The sequence below is a fragment of the Labrys monachus genome, assembly GCF_030814655.1.
Lineage (GTDB): Bacteria > Pseudomonadota > Alphaproteobacteria > Rhizobiales > Labraceae > Labrys > Labrys monacha.
Map to the genome: position 1 here is coordinate 1,524,680 of NZ_JAUSVK010000001.1, position 18,739 is coordinate 1,543,418.

At 70.0% G+C, this 18,739-nt stretch carries 21 protein-coding genes; 16 read left to right on the plus strand and 5 right to left on the minus strand.

All coding sequences use genetic code 11. From position 1 onward, the window contains the following. Positions 1-35: 35 nt before the first annotated feature. The gene (locus J3R73_RS06770; RefSeq protein ID WP_307424112.1) at positions 36-812 is read left to right on the plus strand and encodes an MBL fold metallo-hydrolase; all 777 of its coding nucleotides are present in this window, start codon (positions 36-38) and stop codon (positions 810-812) included. A gap of 147 nt (positions 813-959) precedes the next feature. On the opposite strand, the gene J3R73_RS06775 is transcribed toward J3R73_RS06770, so the two are convergent. Both J3R73_RS06775 and J3R73_RS06780 read right to left on the minus strand, forming a co-directional pair. Next, complete coding sequence (locus tag J3R73_RS06775; RefSeq protein WP_307424115.1) at positions 960-1,352, minus strand: bleomycin resistance protein; 393 nt, start codon at positions 1,350-1,352, stop codon at positions 960-962. Further along, positions 1,345-2,226 carry a ChuX/HutX family heme-like substrate-binding protein gene (locus tag J3R73_RS06780; RefSeq protein WP_307424118.1) on the minus strand — a complete coding sequence of 294 codons (882 nt, stop codon included), beginning with the start codon at positions 2,224-2,226 and terminating at the stop codon, positions 1,345-1,347. Before J3R73_RS06780 ends, J3R73_RS06775 begins: the two co-directional genes overlap by 8 nt. A 254-nt stretch (positions 2,227-2,480) precedes the next feature. Here J3R73_RS06780 and J3R73_RS06785 point away from each other — a divergent pair, with 254 nt between their 5' ends. From J3R73_RS06785 to lpxK, 15 genes are all read left to right on the plus strand, one after another. After that, a complete protein-coding gene (locus tag J3R73_RS06785) occupies positions 2,481-4,607 on the plus strand; it encodes a TonB-dependent hemoglobin/transferrin/lactoferrin family receptor (protein WP_307424121.1) in 2,127 nt (708 codons plus the stop codon). 9 nt (positions 4,608-4,616) lie between these two features. Next, positions 4,617-5,492, plus strand: a complete 876-nt coding sequence (locus tag J3R73_RS06790; RefSeq protein ID WP_307424124.1) for a heme/hemin ABC transporter substrate-binding protein — start codon at positions 4,617-4,619, stop codon at positions 5,490-5,492. Between the two features lie 4 nt (positions 5,493-5,496). Further along, the gene (locus tag J3R73_RS06795) at positions 5,497-6,558 is read left to right on the plus strand and encodes a FecCD family ABC transporter permease (RefSeq protein WP_307424128.1); all 1,062 of its coding nucleotides are present in this window, start codon (positions 5,497-5,499) and stop codon (positions 6,556-6,558) included. After that, positions 6,555-7,361, plus strand: a complete 807-nt coding sequence (locus tag J3R73_RS06800; protein WP_307424130.1) for an ATP-binding cassette domain-containing protein — start codon at positions 6,555-6,557, stop codon at positions 7,359-7,361. Before J3R73_RS06795 ends, J3R73_RS06800 begins: the two co-directional genes overlap by 4 nt. Then, positions 7,358-7,780: a hypothetical protein gene (locus J3R73_RS06805; RefSeq protein WP_307424133.1), complete on the plus strand. Its 423-nt coding sequence runs from the start codon at positions 7,358-7,360 to the stop codon at positions 7,778-7,780. The genes J3R73_RS06800 and J3R73_RS06805 overlap by 4 nt, the downstream gene beginning before the upstream one ends. 25 nt (positions 7,781-7,805) lie before the next feature. Beyond that, the gene (locus J3R73_RS06810; protein WP_307424135.1) at positions 7,806-8,483 is read left to right on the plus strand and encodes a MotA/TolQ/ExbB proton channel family protein; all 678 of its coding nucleotides are present in this window, start codon (positions 7,806-7,808) and stop codon (positions 8,481-8,483) included. Then, on the plus strand, positions 8,480-8,929 hold the full coding sequence (locus J3R73_RS06815) for an ExbD/TolR family protein (RefSeq protein WP_307424138.1): 450 nt from the start codon (positions 8,480-8,482) through the stop codon (positions 8,927-8,929). Before J3R73_RS06810 ends, J3R73_RS06815 begins: the two co-directional genes overlap by 4 nt. Next, positions 8,926-10,053 (plus strand): TonB family protein, encoded by a 1,128-nt coding sequence (locus tag J3R73_RS06820; RefSeq protein WP_307424141.1) that lies wholly within the window; start codon positions 8,926-8,928, stop codon positions 10,051-10,053. Before J3R73_RS06815 ends, J3R73_RS06820 begins: the two co-directional genes overlap by 4 nt. A gap of 28 nt (positions 10,054-10,081) precedes the next feature. Then, positions 10,082-10,417, plus strand: a complete 336-nt coding sequence (gene hmuQ / locus J3R73_RS06825) for a heme-degrading protein HmuQ (protein ID WP_307424144.1) — start codon at positions 10,082-10,084, stop codon at positions 10,415-10,417. A gap of 304 nt (positions 10,418-10,721) precedes the next feature. After that, positions 10,722-11,246: a GNAT family N-acetyltransferase gene (locus tag J3R73_RS06830; protein WP_307424147.1), complete on the plus strand. Its 525-nt coding sequence runs from the start codon at positions 10,722-10,724 to the stop codon at positions 11,244-11,246. Between the two features lie 160 nt (positions 11,247-11,406). Then, the gene (locus J3R73_RS06835; protein WP_307424150.1) at positions 11,407-12,225 is read left to right on the plus strand and encodes a 3'(2'),5'-bisphosphate nucleotidase CysQ; all 819 of its coding nucleotides are present in this window, start codon (positions 11,407-11,409) and stop codon (positions 12,223-12,225) included. 28 nt (positions 12,226-12,253) lie between these two features. Further along, positions 12,254-12,496 carry a DUF4170 domain-containing protein gene (locus tag J3R73_RS06840; protein ID WP_307424153.1) on the plus strand — a complete coding sequence of 81 codons (243 nt, stop codon included), beginning with the start codon at positions 12,254-12,256 and terminating at the stop codon, positions 12,494-12,496. Positions 12,497-12,505: 9 nt separating this feature from the next. Further along, complete coding sequence (locus J3R73_RS06845) at positions 12,506-13,210, plus strand: lysophospholipid acyltransferase family protein (protein WP_307424155.1); 705 nt, start codon at positions 12,506-12,508, stop codon at positions 13,208-13,210. Beyond that, positions 13,207-14,490 (plus strand): 3-deoxy-D-manno-octulosonic acid transferase, encoded by a 1,284-nt coding sequence (locus J3R73_RS06850; RefSeq protein ID WP_307424157.1) that lies wholly within the window; start codon positions 13,207-13,209, stop codon positions 14,488-14,490. Before J3R73_RS06845 ends, J3R73_RS06850 begins: the two co-directional genes overlap by 4 nt. Beyond that, positions 14,487-15,497, plus strand: a complete 1,011-nt coding sequence (gene lpxK / locus J3R73_RS06855; RefSeq protein WP_307424159.1) for a tetraacyldisaccharide 4'-kinase — start codon at positions 14,487-14,489, stop codon at positions 15,495-15,497. The genes J3R73_RS06850 and lpxK overlap by 4 nt, the downstream gene beginning before the upstream one ends. A 109-nt stretch (positions 15,498-15,606) precedes the next feature. On the opposite strand, the gene J3R73_RS06860 is transcribed toward lpxK, so the two are convergent. From J3R73_RS06860 to xseA, 3 genes are all read right to left on the minus strand, one after another. Beyond that, positions 15,607-16,713: a zinc-binding dehydrogenase gene (locus tag J3R73_RS06860; protein WP_307424162.1), complete on the minus strand. Its 1,107-nt coding sequence runs from the start codon at positions 16,711-16,713 to the stop codon at positions 15,607-15,609. A 14-nt stretch (positions 16,714-16,727) separates the two neighbouring features. After that, positions 16,728-16,949 (minus strand): DUF2093 domain-containing protein, encoded by a 222-nt coding sequence (locus tag J3R73_RS06865; RefSeq protein ID WP_307424165.1) that lies wholly within the window; start codon positions 16,947-16,949, stop codon positions 16,728-16,730. A 168-nt stretch (positions 16,950-17,117) separates the two neighbouring features. Continuing rightward, positions 17,118-18,698, minus strand: coding sequence for an exodeoxyribonuclease VII large subunit (gene xseA, locus J3R73_RS06870; RefSeq protein ID WP_307424168.1), 1,581 nt, complete (start codon positions 18,696-18,698; stop codon positions 17,118-17,120). Between the last annotated feature and the right edge of the window lie 41 nt (positions 18,699-18,739).

An 18,739-nucleotide genomic window follows, 5' to 3' on the forward strand; every position in this document is an offset into this window, starting at 1 on the left:
TCGGATCATCGCAATCGGCAGAGGGTAACGCCGCCATGTCCGCATCGAACCTCACACTGACGCTGATCGGCGGGCCGACCGCGCTCGTCGAGATCGGAGGCCTGCGCCTTCTGACCGATCCGACCTTCGATCCGCCGGGCATTTACCAGACGGCGCCGGTCCGCTTCGAAAAGACCTCCGGCCCCGCCCTGTCGGTGGAAGAGGTCGGCGCGCTGGATGCCGTGCTGCTGAGCCACGACCAGCACCTCGACAATCTCGATCATGCCGGCCGCGCCATGCTCCCGAATGTCGGCGCGACCTACACGACGCGGGCCGGGGCGGCCCGGCTCGGCGGCAACGCCCTCGGCCTCGCCCCTTTCGACACGCGTACCCTGGAGGGAGGGAGCGGGAAGCGGCTGTTCGTCACCGCTGCGCCGGCGCGGCATGGACCGGTCGGCATCGAACCGATTTCCGGCGACGTCGTCGGCTTTCTGCTGGGCCTCGAGCAGCCGGGCGATGCGGTCTACTTCACCGGCGATACCGTCTGGTATGAGGGAACGGCGGATGTCGCCCGCCGCTTCTCGCCCAAGGTGGTGGTGCTGTTTGCCGGCGCCGCACAGCCGAGGGGGCGGTTCCACATGACCATGGGCAGCAATGACGCGCTGGAGGCGGCGAACGCGTTCCCGGATGCCGCCATCGTCGCCATCCACAATGAAGGCTGGGTCCATTTCAAGGAAAGCGCCGCCGAACTCGCCGCGGCGTTCGTCACGCTCGGTGCGGCGTCTCGGCTGGCCGGCCTCGAACGGGGAAAGCCGACGCGCTTCGAATGGTAGGGCAGTGCAGGCATCCCGACGAACGGCGCGTTTCGTCCGGCCGCGAAAGGGTGCGCGGCGGGCAACTGCGCCGAAGATGCAGGCGCCGGCCGCGGCGTTTCGAGCCCGGCGCCTGCGGAGATGGGGTGCTGTTCCGTTTCGCAGCCGTCAGCCGTCCTCCGCCGGTTCCACTGCGTCCGTGCCCGTTTCGGAGAAGCGGAGCAGGTTGCCGTGGCAGTCGACGATCGAGAATTCCCGGGTGCCCCAGGGCTTCGTTTCGAGGTGCCCCTTGCGATGGACGATGCCGAGCGCCTCGAAGCGCCGGTAGAGCGGATCGATGCCCGTCACTTCGATCCAGCAACTGGTGCTCTGCGGCACGCGGCGGTTGCCCGTGAGCCAGAAGCTGAGGCGCACCTCGTCCCTCCGCAGCAGGAGGAAAGACAGGTCGCCATGGAGCACGGAGAAGCCCAGGCGGGAATAGAAGCCGGAGGTCTCTGCGAAGCTGAGGGAGGCGAGCGTCGGAATGGCGCCTGTCATGCGCGCCGCGATGGCTTCAGTCATTCTGCTGCACCTGCCCCATGATGTCGCGCCACGCCGCCTCCTGGCCGCTCGCCGCTCCCTCGCCGAGGGAGAGGATGGCGGCCTCCCCACCGCCGGACAGCCCGAGCACGAGACGGGGCATGCCGCCTTCGACCGTGACGCGCGCCATGGACAGGGCGCCTTCGTCGAGATGCCAGTCGAAGCCGGGATCGAGCACGTTGAGCCAGGATCCCATGCGCACGATGCGGTGGACCGGGCCGCGGTGACGCTGGCGCACGGCTGGATTGGCGACGTCGAGACTCAGCGGCAGGCCTTCGCCCGCGATCCGTTCCAGCATCGGCTGGAGGCGGAGCTCAGGAGCGGCCGGCCCGGCCGGGCCGGGGGAGACCGCCGGGCGGGCGAAGGAGGCAGGGGATCCGTCATCCGATGCGAGGCCGTCGACCAGCCGTCCGAAGGCGGCATGGTCTGCCTTGTCGCGCGCATAGATCTTCCAGGCGGCCTCGCCGGACGCATCGAACAGCTGAATGCTGCGCAGCCTGCCCCTGGGATTGGCGTCCTCCACGTAGAAGGCATGGGCGATCGCGGCCGGGGCGACCTCCAGCGCGAACTCGCCGCCTGAAAAGCCGATGGTCCCGCCGGTGGCCGCGGCGGGCGCGAAGGCGATGTCCTTCTCGTGGACGGCGGCCTGGTTGCGCACGAGCGACATCACCACGCCGAGCTCCGGCAAGGCCGCGCAGATCTGCCGGACATCGGCCCGCAGCCGCCGGACGCCGTCGCCGATACGCGTCTCGACCAGCGCGGCTTCGGCGACGCCCAATCGGAAGGCGGCGTCGCGGATACGCAGCCCGGGCTGGGCCTCACGCAGGCCCTGCCATTGCTGCTTCAGCTCATTCATCACTCTATCTCCACTCCATTTCCGTAACCCACAATAGAAATATTAAAAACTGCGCGATCGTTCCAATTTTCCAGTTTATAACGAAGCAAAACTGCGCAATTTTGATTAATAAAATCAAACACTAAATGCTTGACTCCCGTTTCATACTCGATCAAATCGCATAAATTGTATGGATTAGCGCGAATTTACACAAGATGAATTGCGCAATCTGGGGCCGTGAAAAATTATACAATATCGGGGTTGAGATGAGTGGAATGAACGAACTGCGGCGCCGCTGCCTGACGACGGCGGCCGTGCTCACAATGGTTGCGGCCGGTTCCGGGGCGGCGTTCGCGCAGGATGCGCAGAACGGCAATGCGCCCGCCGGCACGGACGGCGGCGTCACGCTCGACACCGTGACGGTGACGGCGACCAAGACGGTCGAGCATCTGATCGACGTCCTCGGCGGCGTCAGCACGGTGACGCAGCAGGATATCGATCGCGTCCAGCCTTCCAGCATCGCGGATCTGCTGCGCAATGTGCCGGGTGTCTCGACGCAGGTGAGCGCGAACGATCCCATGCAGTCCATCAACATCCGCGGCATGCAGGATTTCGGCCGCGTGAACGTGCTCGTCGACGGCGCCCGGCAGGACTACCAGATCTCCGGCCACAACGCGAACGGCAGCTTCTATCTCGACCCCGAATTCATCAACCAGATCGATATCGTGCGCGGCCCGATCTCCAACATCTACGGCTCCGGTGCCATCGGCGGCGTCGCGTCCTTCACGACGCGGGGTGTCGATTCGATCCTGGCGCCGGACGAGAAGTGGGGCGGCGAGGAGAAGGTCGGCTTCAGCAGCAACGGCCTGGGGGCGTTCACCTCGTCATCGGCCGCCGCGCGATACGGCACGATCGCCGACATCTACGGACAGTTCATCTATCGCGACGCGGGCTCCTACCGCGACGGCGGCGGCGACAGGGTGCAGGACACCGGCTCCCGCAATTTCGGCGGCCTGCTCAAGGTCAATTATCATCCGGGCGATGGCCAGACGATCAGCCTGAGCGCGCTGGGCCAGAACTACCGCTACGACAATAACGGGACGAGCGGCGACGGTTCGCGCTGGCGCAACGACGTCACCACCCAGACCTATACGGCCGGCTACCGCTACGAGAGCCCGGAAACGCCGCTGATCAACTTCAATGCCAAGGTCTACTACTCGCAGACGGAGAACCAGCAGACCATCCTCGTACCCGACGCGACCTATTCGGCGCTCGGCGTGCAGCCCGGCGCCCGACTGTTCGACCGCATCGGCACCACCGGCTTCGACATCTACAACACCTCGCGCTTCTCCACCGGAGCCGTCGAGCATGCGCTGACCTATGGCGGCGACGGTGCCTTCGACCGCGTGACGACGGAGGATGCGGCCGGCGGCTACATCTCGGCGCTGACGCCTTCCGGCGAGCGGACCCTGCTCGGCGCCTATGTCCAGGACGAGATGCGCTATGGCGGCTGGCTGCGGGTGCTCGGCGGCCTGCGTTACGACGACTACTCGCTGAAGGGCGGCTCCTACAGTTCGAGCGGCTCGCACTGGTCGCCGAAGATCACCATCGGTGTGACGCCGGTCAAGGGCATCGAGCTCTACGGCACCTATGCCGAAGGCTACCGGGCGCCGTCGATCACGGAGACGCTGATCTCGGGAACCCATCCCTATCCAGCCTTCCCGCTTCTGCCCAATCCAGCGTTGAAGCCCGAGACGGGGCATAATTTCGAGGTCGGCACCAACATCAAATATGACGACATCCTGCAGCAGGGCGACACGTTCCGCGCCAAGGTCACCGGCTTCGTCAACAATGTCGACAACTACATCGACATGGCGGCGGTGGGGTCCCCCATCCTGGTGCCCTACATCCCGGGCATGCCGGCGAGCACCTGCGCCACTCAAGCCTATCTCTGCTTCCCGATCACGGCCTATCAATATGTCAACGTCGCCAAGGCGCGCCTGATGGGCGTCGAGCTCGAGGCGGCCTATGACTGGGTCAGCGGCTTCGCCTCGATCGCCGGCTCGCACACCAATGGCGAGAACCGCGACACCCATATGCCGCTCAGCACGGTGGCGCCGAACAAGCTCAGCGGCACTTTCGGCTGGCGCTTCCTCGACAACCGGCTGACGATCGGCACCCGCGCCACCTTCGTCGGCGCGACCTCGCGCCGGGTCGACGTGCCGACCGGCGGCTACGGGCTCGTCGACGTCTTCGCCAGCTACAAATACAGCGACAGCCTCAGCGCCGACCTCGCGGTCGATAACATCTTCGACCGACGCTACAAGGCCTTCCTCGATTCCGACTATTCGCCGGGCCTCGCTGCGAAGTTCTCCATCACCTACAAGTTCGCCAGCAAGTAGGAGGCCGGAATGCCGCTTTCCCGGCTCGACCGCCGCCAGGTTCTGCTCGCAACGGCGCTCGCCCTGCTCGCGGCGCCGGGGAGGGGCCTCGCCCAACCGGTGCAGCGCATCGTCTGCGCCGGCGCCGACGTCACCGAGATCGTCGCGGCGCTCGCCGGCGCCGCCGCGATCCAGGGCGTCGACACCACCTCGCACATGCCGCCCGAAGTAAGGAACCTGCCCTCCATCGGCTATCTCCGGCAGATTTCCGCCGAGGGCATCCTGTCGCTCGAGCCCGACATCGTGATCGCCAACCGCGATCTCGGGCCGCCGGCGGCGGTGGCGCAATTGCGCAAGGCGGGCGTGCGGATCGAGCTCGTCGATTTCCCGCCCAGCGGCGAGGGCATGGCGGCGAAGATCCGCCATGTCGGGACCCTGCTCGGCCGCGACGCGCAAGCGGCGGTCCTCGCCGGGACGACGGCCGCCGCCATGGCCGACCTCGCCCGGCGGCTGGACGGCGTGGCCATGCGGCCGCGCATCGGCTTCATCCGCAGCATCGACGGCGGCACGCCGATCGCCGGCGGGAAGATGGGCCTGGTCGACGCGGCCTACGCGCTGGCGGGCGGCACCAACGCCTTTGCCGGCTTCTCCCTGTTCAAGCCCGTGTCGCGCGAAGTGCTCGCCGCGTCCCCGCCCGATTTCATCGTGGCCGACGTCCAGGCCGTCGCCGCCCTCGGCGGAAGCGGGAGCTTCATCGACGCGCTCGGGCTGATCGCGGCCTTCGCGGGGCGTCACGAGCGGCTGATCGACACCGACCTGACGATCCTGTTCGGCTTCGCGCCGTCGTCGGCCGCGGCGATCACCATGTTGGCGCGCCGCCTCCATCCCGAACGCTTCGTGGGCTGAGGGCATGAGCTTCGTCCACGCCGTTGCGCAACCCCTGGCGCATGCCGCGACGCCCCGCCGGCGCGAATGCCTGGTGCTGGCCGTCCTGGGCGCCCTGCTCGCGGCGGCGCTGGCCGCAGGCCTGGCCTTCGGCGGCGTGCATATCCCGCCATCGGCATGGCTGACGGCGGCGACCGGCGGCCATGATCTCCATTCCGGCATCCTCGTCGGCATCCGCCTGCCGCGCGTCCTGCTCGGCGGCCTGGTCGGGGCGGGCCTCGCCTTGTCGGGGGCGAGCATGCAGGCACTGTTCCGCAACCCCCTGGCCGACCCCGGCCTGACGGGATCGGCGTCCGGCGGCATCCTGGCGGTCGTCGCCGGCATCGTGCTCCTGTCGCGTGCGGACGGCGGCGCCGGGGCGGGGTGGGGCCTCTACACCCTGCCGGCCGTGGCGGCCCTGGCCTGCTGCCTCACCACGGTGCTGACCTATCGGCTGGCGCGCGATGCCGGCGGGCATGTCGGTATCGCCAGCCTGCTCCTCGCCGGCATCGGCATCAATGCCCTGGCGATGGCGGCGGTCGGGCTCTTCGTCACCATCGCCGACGACGGCCAGCTGCGCTCGATCCAGTTCTGGATGATGGGATCGCTGGCAGGCGCCGATTGGGTGGCGGTCGCCGGGACGCTGCCGGCCCTGCTGGCCGCAAGCCTGCTGCTGGTCCGACGCACCCGGGCCCTCGACGCCTATACGCTCGGCGAGAGCGAGGCCTTCCTCGCCGGCGTCGACACCGCCGCCCTCAAGCGCGGGGTGATCGCCGCGACCGCGCTCGCCATCGGTGCGGCCGTCGCCTTCACCGGGCTGATTGGCTTCGTCGGGCTCGTGGCGCCCCATTGCGCCCGCTTCCTCGGCGGGCAGCGCTACAGCTTCGTCCTGCCGGCCTCCGGCCTCATCGGCGCGGCGCTCGTGATCCTGGCGGATGCGGTGGCGCGCGTCGCGATCTCGCCGGCGGAACTGCCGATCGGCCTCGTCACCAGCCTGCTCGGCGCACCCGTCTTCATCGCCCTCCTGCGCAGGGGACAGCGTCCATGACCCTCCTCGTCAACCGCCTGCGGGTGGAACGCGCCGGCCGCATCGTGCTGCGCGACATCTCCTTCGAGGCGCGGGCCGGCCGCATCCTCGTGGTGATGGGGCCGAACGGCGCCGGCAAGACCACGCTCCTCGACGCCGTCGCCGGCCTGCTCCGCACGGTACGCGGCAGCGTCCTGTTTGCCGGCGAGGCGCTGCACGCCCTAAAGCCGGCGGCGCTGGCGGCGCGGCGGGCCGTGATGACGCAGCATTTCGACTGTCCCTTCGCCTATGCCGTCGAGGACGTCGTGGCGCTGGGGCGGCTCTGCCATGCCGGCACGCCCCGCGCGGCCCGCGACGGGGCGGCGCTCGCCGCCGCGCTTGCCGCCGCCGATATCGGTCCGCTGGCGCGCCGGCCGATCACCACGCTGTCGGGCGGGGAGCGTCAGCGCGTCGCCTTCGCCAAGGCCGTGGCGCAGCTGTTCGACCGGGCGGCGACGGGAGAGCCCCATCTCCTCATCCTCGACGAACCGGTGGCGAGCCTCGATCCCGAGCACCAGCACCGCCTGCTGCAGCAGGCCCGGCTGCTGGCGGCCGGCGGCGCCACGGTGGTCGTTACCCTGCATGATCTCACGCTGGCGTCGATCTATGGCGACGACGTGCTCGTCCTCGATCGCGGCCATCTCGCCGCCGGGGGCGCCATGGCGGAGACGCTGACCGCCGATCTGATCCGGCGGGTTTTCAAGGTGCGCATCGGCACCGCCCTGCAGGAATCCGGGGCGGGCATCGTGCACGCCGTCGCTCAAGCCGATGAAGAGGCCGCATGAAAACTGCCATCGCACGACTATTGATAACAGGCGTCGCGCTCGCCGCGCCGCTGTCCGCCATGGCGGGCGATTTGTCGCTCGACCTCAACAAGCTCGAAAGCCGGAACGGCTCCTGCCGCGTCACCATGGTGGTGGTCAACGGCCGTCCCGCGGCGGCGGACGCGCTCCGGGCCGATCTCGTGATGTTCGGCCAGGACGGCGTCGTCGCCAAGCGGCTCGCCGTCGATCTCGGCCCGGTGCCGGCGGGCAAGACCATCGTGCGCGCCTTCGACATTGCGGGCCTCGACTGCCAGGGCATCGGCAGCATCCTGCTCAACGACCTGCCGGCCTGCCATTTCGCAGGCGAAGCCGAGGGGCCGCCGCGCTGCCTGGACACGCTGGCCGTCGAATCCAAGGCCGGAACGCGCTTCTTCAAGTGAGACCATCTTTCCAAGCGAGGTCGCCATGCCCGACACCAATCCGCATTTCTCCTTCCTCAACCTGCTGATCCATGCCGATCCGGTGGTGAAGGCGGTGATGGCGATCCTCGTCCTCGCCTCGATCCTCTCCTGGGGCCTGAGCTTCGAGACGCTGCGGCGGCAGCGGCGCCTCGGCCGCTTTATACGGACAGCGGCCGCGGGCGGCCTGGCGGCAGCCCCGGTTCTGGCGCAGACCTTGCTGATCCGAGGCCGGCAATCGGCCGATATCGTCATCGCCGGCGAGACGGGCGGTGAATATCGCGGCCGGATCGAGCGGGCGATGCGCGAAGTGGCCGCCGGCCTGGTCGGCGCGACGGATGCCGGGCTCTCCTTTCTCGCGACCGTGGCGGCGGTGGCGCCCTTCGTCGGGCTGTTCGGCACCGTCTGGGGGGTGATGAACAGTTTTTCCGCCATTGCCGGCGCCAATGATACGAGCCTGGCGACCGTCGCCCCCGGCATTGCGGAAGCGCTGTTCACGACGGCGCTGGGGCTGGTGGCCGCCGTGCCTGCCGTCGTCGCCTATAACCGCCTGTCGCAGGGCGCGGCGGGCATGGGCCGGCGGTTCGAGCAGGTGATCCGCCGCGAGGCGGAGGCGATGGCGGCGCGCCGTCCGGCGGCCGGCGGCCAGGCCCACCCCCTCGGCTTCAGGGAGGCGGCGGAATGAGCTTCTCGCTGGGCGAATCGGATGCGGACGACGGCCTCGGCGCACCGCGGGTGGTCTCGGACATCAACGTCACGCCCTTCGTCGACGTCATGCTGGTCCTGCTCATCGTGTTCATGGTCACCGCGCCGATGCTGGCGGCCGGCGTCAAGGTCGACCTGCCCAAGGCGAGCGGCGCCGCGGCGATCTCGCCGGCCCGCGAGCCGCTGGTCGTCACCGTGAAGGCGGACGGCTCGGTGTTCGTCGGGGCCGATGCCCTCGGCGGCGCGGGATTCGACGCGGCGATCGCGGCGCGGCTCGGGGCCGATCCCAAGGTCACGGCGCATATCCGGGCCGATGCGGCGGTGCCCTATGAGAAGGTGCTCGACGTGATGGCGGCGCTCAGCCGCGACGGCGTGAGCCGTCTTGCCTTCATCGGCAAGGCCGACAGGGCCGCGCCTTCGCCATGACCTCCGCCGACCTCATCGGGAACCGGCGTTCCGGCATGATCGCGACGGCGGCGGCGCTGCATCTGGCGGCAGTCGCCGGCGCCTGGATCGCGATTCCGCCGGGGACGGTCACGCGTGCGGACCAGCCGATCGAGGCCTCCTTCGCGCCGATGCCGTCCGCCGACCAGGTGAATGCCAAGAGCACGTGGCTGGCGCAGGAGGTGCGGTCCGCCGTGGAGCAGGCCGACCCCGCACCCGAGGAGACGGCGCGGGTGGTAAAGGACGATGCCGCCGCCGCTGCGCCGGTGCCCGCCGCGACGCAGCCCCTCCAGCCCGACAGGGCGGAGGCGGAGCGTGCGCCTGCCGCGCAGGAGCCCGTGCGGAGCGAAACGGCGCGGCTCGAGCCGGCGCCGGCCGCGCCGCTGGCATCGGCCGAGGGGCCGGCCGCTCCGTCTGCTCCCGCTCCGACGACGCAGGCGTCGGCGGTTCCCGCGCCGGCGGCGTCGCCGGTCGCGGACGTCGTCGTCGCCCTCGCTTCGCAGGAGGATTTCGCGACGCCGGCGGCGGTGCCGCAGGCCGACAGCGGCGACGTCACGCCGGCCCTTGCCACAGAAGCCGTGCCGGAGCCCTCGAAGGCAAGTCAGCCCGCGACGGCAAGGCCCGCCACAGCCGGAGCCGCCGAGCCGAAGCCCGCCAGGCCCTCGCGGGCGACGCCACGGAAGAAGACGGCCTCCCAGCCGGTGAAGGCCGCGGCCGAGCAGGCGCCCAAGGCGAAGCCCGCCGAGAAGACCGTCGCCAGGCGGCCCCAGCTGGGCGGCGCCGGCGCGGTGTCGGATGTGGGGGTCGCCGACGATGCCCGCCGGAGCGGCGCCACGGCCAAGAATTACGATGCGGTGATCCTCGCCCAGATCCGCAGCCGCCTGCGGTTTCCCGCGAGCGCCCGGGACCGGGGCGTCGAGGGCACCGCCGCCGTGAGCTTCGTGGTCTCGGGGCAGGGCGCCGTCGGCACCGTGCACCTTGCCCGCAGCTCGAACGATATGGCGCTGGATGCCGCCGCCCTCGCTTTGGTGCGCGGGCTTTCGCTCCCTCCGCCACCCTACCACCCCTACGTCCGGACGGTTCCCGTCCGTTACGCCCTGCGGTAATGTCCCGATCAAACAGAAAGGAAGATCCATGTTCATCGCCATGAACCGATTCGATGTGAAGAAGGATTCGACTGCTGCCTTCGAAGCCGTCTGGCGCGATCGCGAAGTGCATATCGACAAGCTGCCCGGCTTCATCTCCTTCCATCTCCTGCGCGGCCCCGAGCATGAGGACCATGTGCTCTATTCCTCGCATGTCGTCTGGGCGAGCAAGGCGGATTTCGAAGCCTGGACCCATTCGGAAGCCTTCCGCCTCGCCCATCGCAATGCCGGCAAGGGACCGGCCCTTACCCTCGGCCACCCGGTGTTCGAGGGCTTCGAGGTGCTGCAGACGCTGAACGCCCCGGCGGCGAGCAAGGCGGCATAGGGCTCCTGCCGCAAATGCAGCCTCGGGACCGATGCCAAGGTCGGATCCGAGGCTGCGGTCCTGCCGCACGCGCCGCCTGTCGGCGGCTGTAACGGTTGCCGCGCTGGACCCGGCCGAGGGCGCGGGCTATGCCGGTCTGTCCTCACTCGCCGGGCCGGCGGGAGGGCGGGGCGGCAGATGAACGGTGCGGTTCTCTCGCTCGATTGGGGAACCGGCCGCGGGTCCGCGTCTTCTCGGTAGGGTGAGAGGCGTGCGGATCGAACATCGGTGCCCCATCCGGAAGCAGGTGAGCGAGTGGGCGGCGATGTCGGCTGAACTGAACTGGCGAAGGGTCGAGATCCAATCGCGGCGGATGTCGATCAAGCCCTTCGTGGCGGACGACGCCCATGACGTCTTCCGCTCCATCACCCTGCCGATCACGCGTTTCATGGCGTGGGAACCGCCGACCTCCTGGCCGGCCTTCGCGCCGATCTGGCAGTTCTGGCTCTCTTCGATCCGCAGGGGCTCCGACGTGCATTTCGTGCTGCGCGGCCTTCCCGATCGACGCTATCTCGGCCTGGTCGGCCTGCACGGCGTCCGCACCGCCCGTCCCGAACTCGGCATCTGGATCCGCGAGGACGAGCACGGGCGCGGCTATGGCGGAGAGGCGGTCGCCGCGGTCGCGGGCTGGGCATCGGAACGGCTGGACATCGAGGCGTTCCGCTACCCCGTCGCCGAGCAGAACATTTCCAGCCGGCGCATCGCCGAAGCGCTCGGCGGCATCGTGCAGGGCACGCAGAGCACTCCCAAATACACCGCCGTGATCTACCTCATCCCGCCTCGCCGATGACGGGCGGCGCGGAAAATCCCGGCTTGCCGGCGAGGCCGTCCGTCGCCAGGGCCGCTTCGCGCGGCGCGCATGGCTGCGTTCTGTCCGGCGTCCGGTGTTCGCGCTTGCGCCGATCCCTCCGCTCGCCTAAATCCGGGCCATGACCGCAGGAAATGGCGTTTTGTCCGGGGCCGGATATCTGAGCGCGAGCGATGCCTTGCCGCTCCTGACTGAAGCAGCGAGGGAAGCGGGCGAGATCGGCCTGCGCTTCATGCGCGATGGCGCCAGGGTCTTCGACAAATCCGACAATTCTCCGGTCACCGAGGCGGATCTCGCCATCGATGCCCATCTCGCCGCGCGCCTGCGTCCGGTGTCCGAGGCCATCGGCTGGCTGTCGGAGGAAGCGGCGGACAGCGCCGACAGGCTGTCGCGCCGCCAGGTCTGGGTGCTCGATCCGATCGACGGCACGCGCGGCTTCATCGCGGGCAACGGCGAATGGGTGATTTCGGCGGCGCTGGTCGAGGAGGGGCGGCCGCTGGCCGGCGTGCTCTATCGTCCGACCACCGGCGATCTCTATCACGCCGGCCGTGGCCTTGGCGCCTTCCGGAACGGGCAGCGTCTCAGCGCCGATGCCGGCATGGCCGGCGCCACCCGCCACGCGGCCGGGCCGAAGCCGATGTTCGACGTCATCAGGCACGCCCTCCCGCAGGTCGAACGCACCTCGTCGCTGTCGTCGCTGGCCCTGCGCATCGCCTATGTCGCCGAAGGGCGTGTTGATGTCGCCTTCGCGTCCGACGCGTCGCATGACTGGGACATCGCCGCCGCCGACATCCTGCTCAGCGAGGCCGGCGGGCGTCTCTCCACCATCGCCGGCGCCGATATCGTCTACAACCGTCCCGAACCGGTGCACGAGCCCCTGCTCGCCGCCGGTTCCGGGCGGCAGGCTGCGATCGCGGCGCTTTTCCCGCAGCATCATTTCCCGCGGCGTGCGAAACGCTGATTTCCGTCCCATCCACCAGGAGCATTCGATGAGCGAACCGCAGAAGCAACTGCTGCACCTCGTCTTCGGCGGCGAACTGACCTCGATCGAGGGTATCGAGTTCAAGGATCTCGCGGCCCTCGACATCGTCGGCATCTTCCCCAATTACGCGACCGCGCAGGCCGCCTGGAAGGCCAAGGCCCAGTCGAGCGTCGACAATGCGCAGATGCGCTATTTCATCGTCCATCTCCACCGTCTGCTCGATCCGTCGACCGACGCGGCCAAGCGCTGACGCGGCCTGATGATCAAGCGGATAGGGCAGTCCGGTTTCGTGCAGAAAGCGCTCGGCGAGGGGCTCGCGGGCTGGCTGAAATTCGTCCATGGTACAAGCCGCTTCGCCGATCATCCCGCCGATCTCTACGGGCCGATCCGCGACCAATATCCCTATATCGTCGCCATGTGGCACGGGCAGCATTTCCTCGTGCCGTTCATGCGGCGCGAGGGGCATGAGTTCAGGATCCTGATCTCGCGCCACGGCGACGGCGAGATCAATGCGGTCGCGGTGACGCGGCTCGGGCTCGGGCTGGTCCGCGGCTCCGGCGGCCGGGCCGCCCGCCAGCATTACAAGGGCGGTCCGGCGGCTCTGCGCGAACTGATCGCCACCCTCAAGGCGGGGCAGTCGGTCGGCGTGACCGCCGACGTGCCGCGGGTCGGCGGTATCGCGGGGCTCGGCATCGTCACCCTCGCCCGCCTGTCGGGCCGGCCGATCGTGCCGGTGGCGGTGGCGACGTCCAACATGATACGGCTCTCGAGCTGGGACCGCGCCGTGATCAACCTGCCGTTTTCCCGCGGGGCCTTCGTGGTGGGAGACCTCGTCCATGTCCCCGGCGACGCCGACGCCGCGCTGATGGAGGCCAAGCGCGTCGAGGTGCAGGCGGCGCTCGATGCCGCGCACCGCACCGCCTACGCCATGGTCGGCCGACGATTCGTGAAGGCGGCCGCATGAAGGCCGGCTCCCCCGTCACGCTCAGGCTCTACCGTGCGGCGACGGCGGGCTTCGGCCCCTTCGCGGGCCTGCTGCTGGCGCGCCGCCAGAGGCGCGGCAAGGAGGATGCGGCCCGCAAGTCCGAGCGCCTCGGCATCGCCGGCAGGCCGCGTCCGGAAGGGCGGCTGTGCTGGCTGCATGGGGCGAGCGTGGGCGAGGCGGTGACGATCCTGCCCGTGGCCGAGCGCCTCGCCGCGCAGGGGTTCCGCATTCTCCTCACCACCGGCACGGTGACGTCCGCGGCGCTGATGGCGCAGCGCCTGCCCGAAGGTGCCATCCATCAATTCGTGCCGCTCGACGTTCCCGTCTTCGTTCGGCGCTTCCTCGCGCATTGGCGGCCCGATCTCGCCCTTTTCGTCGAATCGGAACTCTGGCCAGCGATGATCAGCGAGATCAGCGCCGCCGGCATCCCGCTGGCGCTGGTCAACGGCCGGATGTCGCCGCGCTCCTTCCAGCGCTGGCAGAAGGCGCCGAGGACCATCGGTGCGCTGCTGCGCTGCTTCGACCTGTGCGCCGCACAGAGCGCCGACGACGGCGCGCGCATCGCCGCCCTCGGAGCGCCGCACGTGATCTCCACCGGCAACCTCAAATTCGACACGCCGCCGCCGCCCGCCGATCCCGTCCGGCTCGAAGCCTTGCAGGAGGCCGTCGAGGGGAGGCCGCTTTGGCTCGCCGCCAGCACCCATGCGGGCGAGGAGGCGCTGGCGGGCGCCGTTCATGAGAAATTGAAGGGCCGGTTTCCTGGTCTCCTGACCATCATCGTCCCGCGCCATCCCGATCGCGGCGCCGCCATTGCCGCGGACTTGTCGGCCCGCGGTCTGGCCTGCCTGCGCCGCTCCGAAGGCAGGCTGCCGGAAGACGGCACCGACATCTACATCGCCGACACCGTCGGCGAACTCGGGCTGTTCTACCGCCTTGCCCGCATCGTCTTCGTCGGCAAGTCGCTGGTCGGTCGCGGCGGGCAGAATCCGGTCGAGCCCGCCAAGCTCGGCGCGTCTGTTCTGCACGGTCCTTTCGTGCATAACTTCGTCGAGGCTTACGGAGCGTTCGACGCGATGGGCGGGGCGATCACGGTTCGCGACGGCGAGGAATTGACGGCGGCGGTCGGGCGTCTGCTCGCCGATCCCGGCGCGGTCGCGCGCCTCGCGGAAGCCGGAGCGCAGGCCGTCGCCTCGCTTTCCGGAGCGCTCGATCGCACGATGCAGGCTCTGGCCGGCCTCGCCGCGAACGAAACGCCATGAGCCCGCTCCTCCAGCCGCCACGCTTCTGGTACCGGCCGGCCGGGTGGCAGGCGCGCCTGCTGGCACCGGTCGCGGAGGTCTATGGCCGGCGCGTCGTGGCGCGCATGCGGCAGCCGGGCCAGCGTGCCGCGGTGCCGGTGGTGTGCATCGGCAATTTCACGCTCGGCGGCGCGGGCAAGACACCGCTGGCGCTTGCGGTGGCCGACCTGCTGGCGGAGGCCGGCTACAAGCCTGCCTTCCTCACGCGCGGCTATGGCGGCAGCGAAACGGGGCCGCTGCGCGTCATGCCCGGCGCCGTCGCCGCCGAGGTCGGCGACGAGGCCCTGCTGCTGGCCCGCAAGGCGCCGACCATCGTCTCGGTCGACCGGCCGGCCGGCGCGGCCCTGGCCGTATCGGACGGCGCGACCATCATCGTCATGGACGACGGCTTCCAGAACCCGTCGCTCGAAAAGGATTGCTCGATCATCGCTGTGGATGGCGAGACGGGCATCGGCAACGGCATGACCTTTCCGGCCGGGCCGCTGCGCGCGCCGCTGCATGACCAGATGCCCTTCGTGTCCGCCGTGGTGGTGATCGGGCCGGGCGACGCCGGCGGCCGCGTGCTCGACTTCGCCAGGGGCTCCGGCCTCGCGGCGCTGCAGGCGCGCATCGTCCTCGATCCGTCGGCCCCGGTCCTGCGCGGCAAGCGGGTGCTCGCCTTCGCCGGCATCGGCCGCCCGGAGAAGTTCTTCAAGACGCTGGCGGATATGGGCGCGATCATCGCGGCGACTCAGGTCTTCCCCGATCATCATCCCTTCACAGAGAACGACGCAATGGCGATCGCGTCCCGGGCCCAGAGCGGCAGGCTCATTCCGGTGACGACGACCAAGGACATGGTGCGGCTGACCGGAGGCCCCGCGCGGACCGGCCTCGCCTCGATCACGCGGAGCGTGCCGGTCCGCCTCGTCTTCGAGGAGGAGAATTCGATGCGCGAGTTCCTGCATCGACACTTCAGGATCAGGAAATAGCATAGCGGGACTGCCGGCATATTGCCGGCGCTGCCCGGCGGTGTTCGCGCAAGGCTTGTCGGGAAGGGCAGCCGGGGAGGAGCGGGCGGGATACCCGCAGGCCCCGGCGCTACGCGCCCTCGACGGCGACGAGGTCGAGATCCCGCATCACGGCGGCCGCGGCGATCGCCTCGGGCAGTTGCGCCAGCGCGAAGCGCTTGATCCTCACCAGGCTGAGATCGAGCAGCCCGGCCGCCGCCAGCGCCGCGAGCTGACCCGGTGCGGAGCGCCGATACATGAAATTGCCGACGACTTCCCAGTCATTGCCGAGCATCTCGCCGAAGGCGAGTTCGAGCGGCGCGGCGGCGCTGCCCATCAGCACGAGCCGGCCGCCGCGCTTGAGCGCCCGGAGGGTGGCGAGCGTCGTCGCCGTGCTGGAGGCCCGGCCGAGGAGATCGAGCCCGACATCCGCCCGTCCGCCGGCGGCGAGGACGGCCGCGAGGTCGGCATTCGCGTCCTCTCCGGTGACCCTGGCGGCGACGACGCGTGGCCCGAGCGTCTCGGCAAGGCGATCGAGGCCGGCCTGGTCGCGGCCGATGGCGACGACCTTCGCCGCCCCCATCGCCAGGGCCACCATCACGCCGGCGGAGCCGTAATAGCCGGTCGCGCCATTGACCAGGACGGTGTGGCCCGGCTCCACGCCGCCGCGAAGCAGGCCGCCATAGGGCACGACGAGCTTGGCGAGCGCGATCAGGCGGTCGTCCGGGACGCGCCCGAGGCCTCGCAGCGGCGTGACGCAGGCGGCGGGCCATTGCGCGAATTCCGCGAAGACGCCGTCGCGCCAGACCTGCTGCAGGCGCAGTGCGCCGTCGGGAAGCCCGTCGACGCGGGCGGCGCCCATCGCGGTGAGGCCGATGAGGATCTGTGCCGGCGCCTCGCCGGGAACGTCGTCGACGAGATGGGGACTGAGGAAGACGAGCTCGCCGGCGGTGACATGCGACACTTCCGAACCGACGGCTTCGACGCGGCCGACGGCGTTGGTGCCGGGGATGAAGGGCGGCGGCGGCGTCGCGTAGCCGAGCGAACCGTCGATCACCTTGCCCATATAGGACAGCACCGTGGCGCTCTCGACACGGACGAGGACGCCGCGCGGATGAAGGTCGGGGAGCGGCAGGTCCTCGAGGCGAAGGCCTTCGCCGGGGCCGCGCAGCAGCCACGCCTTGAATGTCCGGGACAAGGACAGGCTTTCCTTCAGATGATGCCGAGGGCCTTCAGGCGCTGCAGCGCCGCATCGGGCGAGGCGTAGGCCTCCTGCCGCTCGACGCTCCAATAGCGCAGCTCGTCGATCGGGATCGTCGTTCCCGTGACGGCGCAACGCACGAAATTGCCGGGCTTCACGACGCGGAAGTCGGCATCGAGGAATTGCACCTGGGCTTCGCCCGGCATGTTCATGCGATTCTCGTGACGGTTCATGGCGGTCCGGCTTTTATCGGTGGATGAAGGAATATAGCAGGAAGTGGCGGAGGGGCGAGGTTTTTGCAAGCGATCTGTTGCGAACGCTGTCGTTCGGGCGGGCCGTACGACAGCTGCCGCTCCGGTCCCCGAGGGAGGGCGCTGCCCTTTCGTCCCGGCCGGAGATCTTCAGGCCTTGTCCGGACCGTCGTCGAAAAGGCTGGGCTGCCGGGCGAGGGGCTTCGTCTTCGCCGGCTTCGGCGCAGGCGGCGCGCCGGCGTTGGACAGGACGACATGGCCATCGGCGAACTGGATGTCGAGCACGGCCGCCGCCTTCGCCGTGGCGGCATGCCGGATCGGGTGGCCCGCCCCGTCGCGCACCAGCGCGAAGCCCCGTTCGAGCACACCCTGGTAGGAATAGGCGGTGAGGAGCGTCGCGAAGCGCGTGAGCCTTTCGCGCTGCGCCGCCGTGCGGGTGGCGACCACCTGCAGGAGACGGCCGGCGACCCCGGACAGGCGCTCGCGCCCGGTCTCGGTGCGCCGGCTCAGCAGCCGCGGGGCAAGCTGCGCCGCGCGATGGGCGAAGGCTTCACGCTTGCGGGCCAGGGCGATGCGGGCCGAAGCGTCGAGGCGCTCGCCGGCGGCGGCGAGGCGGTCGCGGCTGCGCTGCAGGCGGGCGGCCGGGTGCTGCGCCTGCAGCCGGCGCAGCAGGGCCTCGTGGCGCTGGTGATGGCGGCGCGTGTTGAGGAGCAGGGCCTGGACGAGGCGCCCGGAGGCGAGGTCGAGGCGCTGGCGCGGCGTGGCGAGCAGGGTCTCGCCGGTGGGCAGCGCCCGGCCGAGATTGCGCAGCTCCTGCCGGCGGCGCTCGATCATGCCGAGCGCCTGGCCGGTGAGCCTGGCGCCGCGGTCGGCAAGGGCGGCGAGGAGGTCGGCCCTGACCGGGACGGCCATCTCGGCGGCACCGGTCGGCGTCGGCGCCCGCCTGTCGGCGACGTGGTCGATCAGCGTCCAGTCCGTCTCGTGGCCGACGGCCGAGATGAGGGGAATCGAGCAGCGGGCGGCGGCCCGCACCACGATCTCCTCGTTGAACGACCACAGGTCCTCCAGGCTGCCGCCGCCGCGCGCCACGATCAGCACGTCGGGGCGGGGGATCGGGCCGCCGGCGGCGAGGGCATCGAAGCCGTCGATGGCGGCAGCGACCTCGGCGGCGCTCGTCTCGCCCTGCACGCGCACCGGCCAGACCACGACATGGCGCGGGAAGCGGTCGGCGACGCGGTGGAGGATATCGCGGATCACCGCGCCGGTCGGCGAGGTGACGACGCCGATCACCGTCGGCAGGAAGGGCAGGGGCTTCCGGCGCGCCTCGTCGAACAAGCCTTCGGCGGCGAGCTTGCGCCGCCGGTCCTCGAGCAGCGCCATCAGCGCGCCGAGGCCGGCGGGCTCCAGCCGGTCGATGATGATCTGGTAGGAGGACTTGCCCGGGAAGGTCGTCAGGCGGCCATAGGCGATGACCTCCATGCCGTCCTCGGGCCGCGTCCGGAGGCGGGCGAGGCTGGTCTTCCAGATCACCGCATCGATGCGGGCGCCCTCGTCCTTCAGCGCGAAATAGGCATGGCCGGAGGCGACCGGGCCGCGATAGCCGGAGATCTCGCCGCGCAGGCGGACATAGCCGAAGGCGTCTTCGACTGTGCGCTTGAGAGCTTGCGACAGGTCGGAGACCGTCCATTCGGGCGCGTTGGAGGGGGCGGAATCGGAGACAATTTCGGCCATCCCGCCTTATAGGCGATGGCGGGGAAGCCTGTCATCTCCCC

Coding starts and splice junctions, on each gene's coding strand:
- J3R73_RS06830 (WP_307424147.1), top strand. CDS start 10,722: ATGTCGGCTGAACTGAACTGGCGAAGGGTCGAGATCCAATCGCGGCGG.
- J3R73_RS06845 (WP_307424155.1), top strand. CDS start 12,506: ATGATCAAGCGGATAGGGCAGTCCGGTTTCGTGCAGAAAGCGCTCGGC.
- J3R73_RS06790 (WP_307424124.1), top strand. CDS start 4,617: ATGCCGCTTTCCCGGCTCGACCGCCGCCAGGTTCTGCTCGCAACGGCG.
- J3R73_RS06795 (WP_307424128.1), top strand. CDS start 5,497: ATGAGCTTCGTCCACGCCGTTGCGCAACCCCTGGCGCATGCCGCGACG.
- J3R73_RS06865 (WP_307424165.1), bottom strand. CDS start 16,949: ATGAACCGTCACGAGAATCGCATGAACATGCCGGGCGAAGCCCAGGTG.
- J3R73_RS06785 (WP_307424121.1), top strand. CDS start 2,481: ATGAACGAACTGCGGCGCCGCTGCCTGACGACGGCGGCCGTGCTCACA.
- J3R73_RS06815 (WP_307424138.1), top strand. CDS start 8,480: ATGAGCTTCTCGCTGGGCGAATCGGATGCGGACGACGGCCTCGGCGCA.
- J3R73_RS06810 (WP_307424135.1), top strand. CDS start 7,806: ATGCCCGACACCAATCCGCATTTCTCCTTCCTCAACCTGCTGATCCAT.
- J3R73_RS06820 (WP_307424141.1), top strand. CDS start 8,926: ATGACCTCCGCCGACCTCATCGGGAACCGGCGTTCCGGCATGATCGCG.
- J3R73_RS06775 (WP_307424115.1), bottom strand. CDS start 1,352: ATGACTGAAGCCATCGCGGCGCGCATGACAGGCGCCATTCCGACGCTC.
- J3R73_RS06780 (WP_307424118.1), bottom strand. CDS start 2,226: ATGAATGAGCTGAAGCAGCAATGGCAGGGCCTGCGTGAGGCCCAGCCC.
- xseA (WP_307424168.1), bottom strand. CDS start 18,698: ATGGCCGAAATTGTCTCCGATTCCGCCCCCTCCAACGCGCCCGAATGG.
- hmuQ (WP_307424144.1), top strand. CDS start 10,082: ATGTTCATCGCCATGAACCGATTCGATGTGAAGAAGGATTCGACTGCT.
- lpxK (WP_307424159.1), top strand. CDS start 14,487: ATGAGCCCGCTCCTCCAGCCGCCACGCTTCTGGTACCGGCCGGCCGGG.
- J3R73_RS06850 (WP_307424157.1), top strand. CDS start 13,207: ATGAAGGCCGGCTCCCCCGTCACGCTCAGGCTCTACCGTGCGGCGACG.
- J3R73_RS06840 (WP_307424153.1), top strand. CDS start 12,254: ATGAGCGAACCGCAGAAGCAACTGCTGCACCTCGTCTTCGGCGGCGAA.
- J3R73_RS06800 (WP_307424130.1), top strand. CDS start 6,555: ATGACCCTCCTCGTCAACCGCCTGCGGGTGGAACGCGCCGGCCGCATC.
- J3R73_RS06770 (WP_307424112.1), top strand. CDS start 36: ATGTCCGCATCGAACCTCACACTGACGCTGATCGGCGGGCCGACCGCG.
- J3R73_RS06805 (WP_307424133.1), top strand. CDS start 7,358: ATGAAAACTGCCATCGCACGACTATTGATAACAGGCGTCGCGCTCGCC.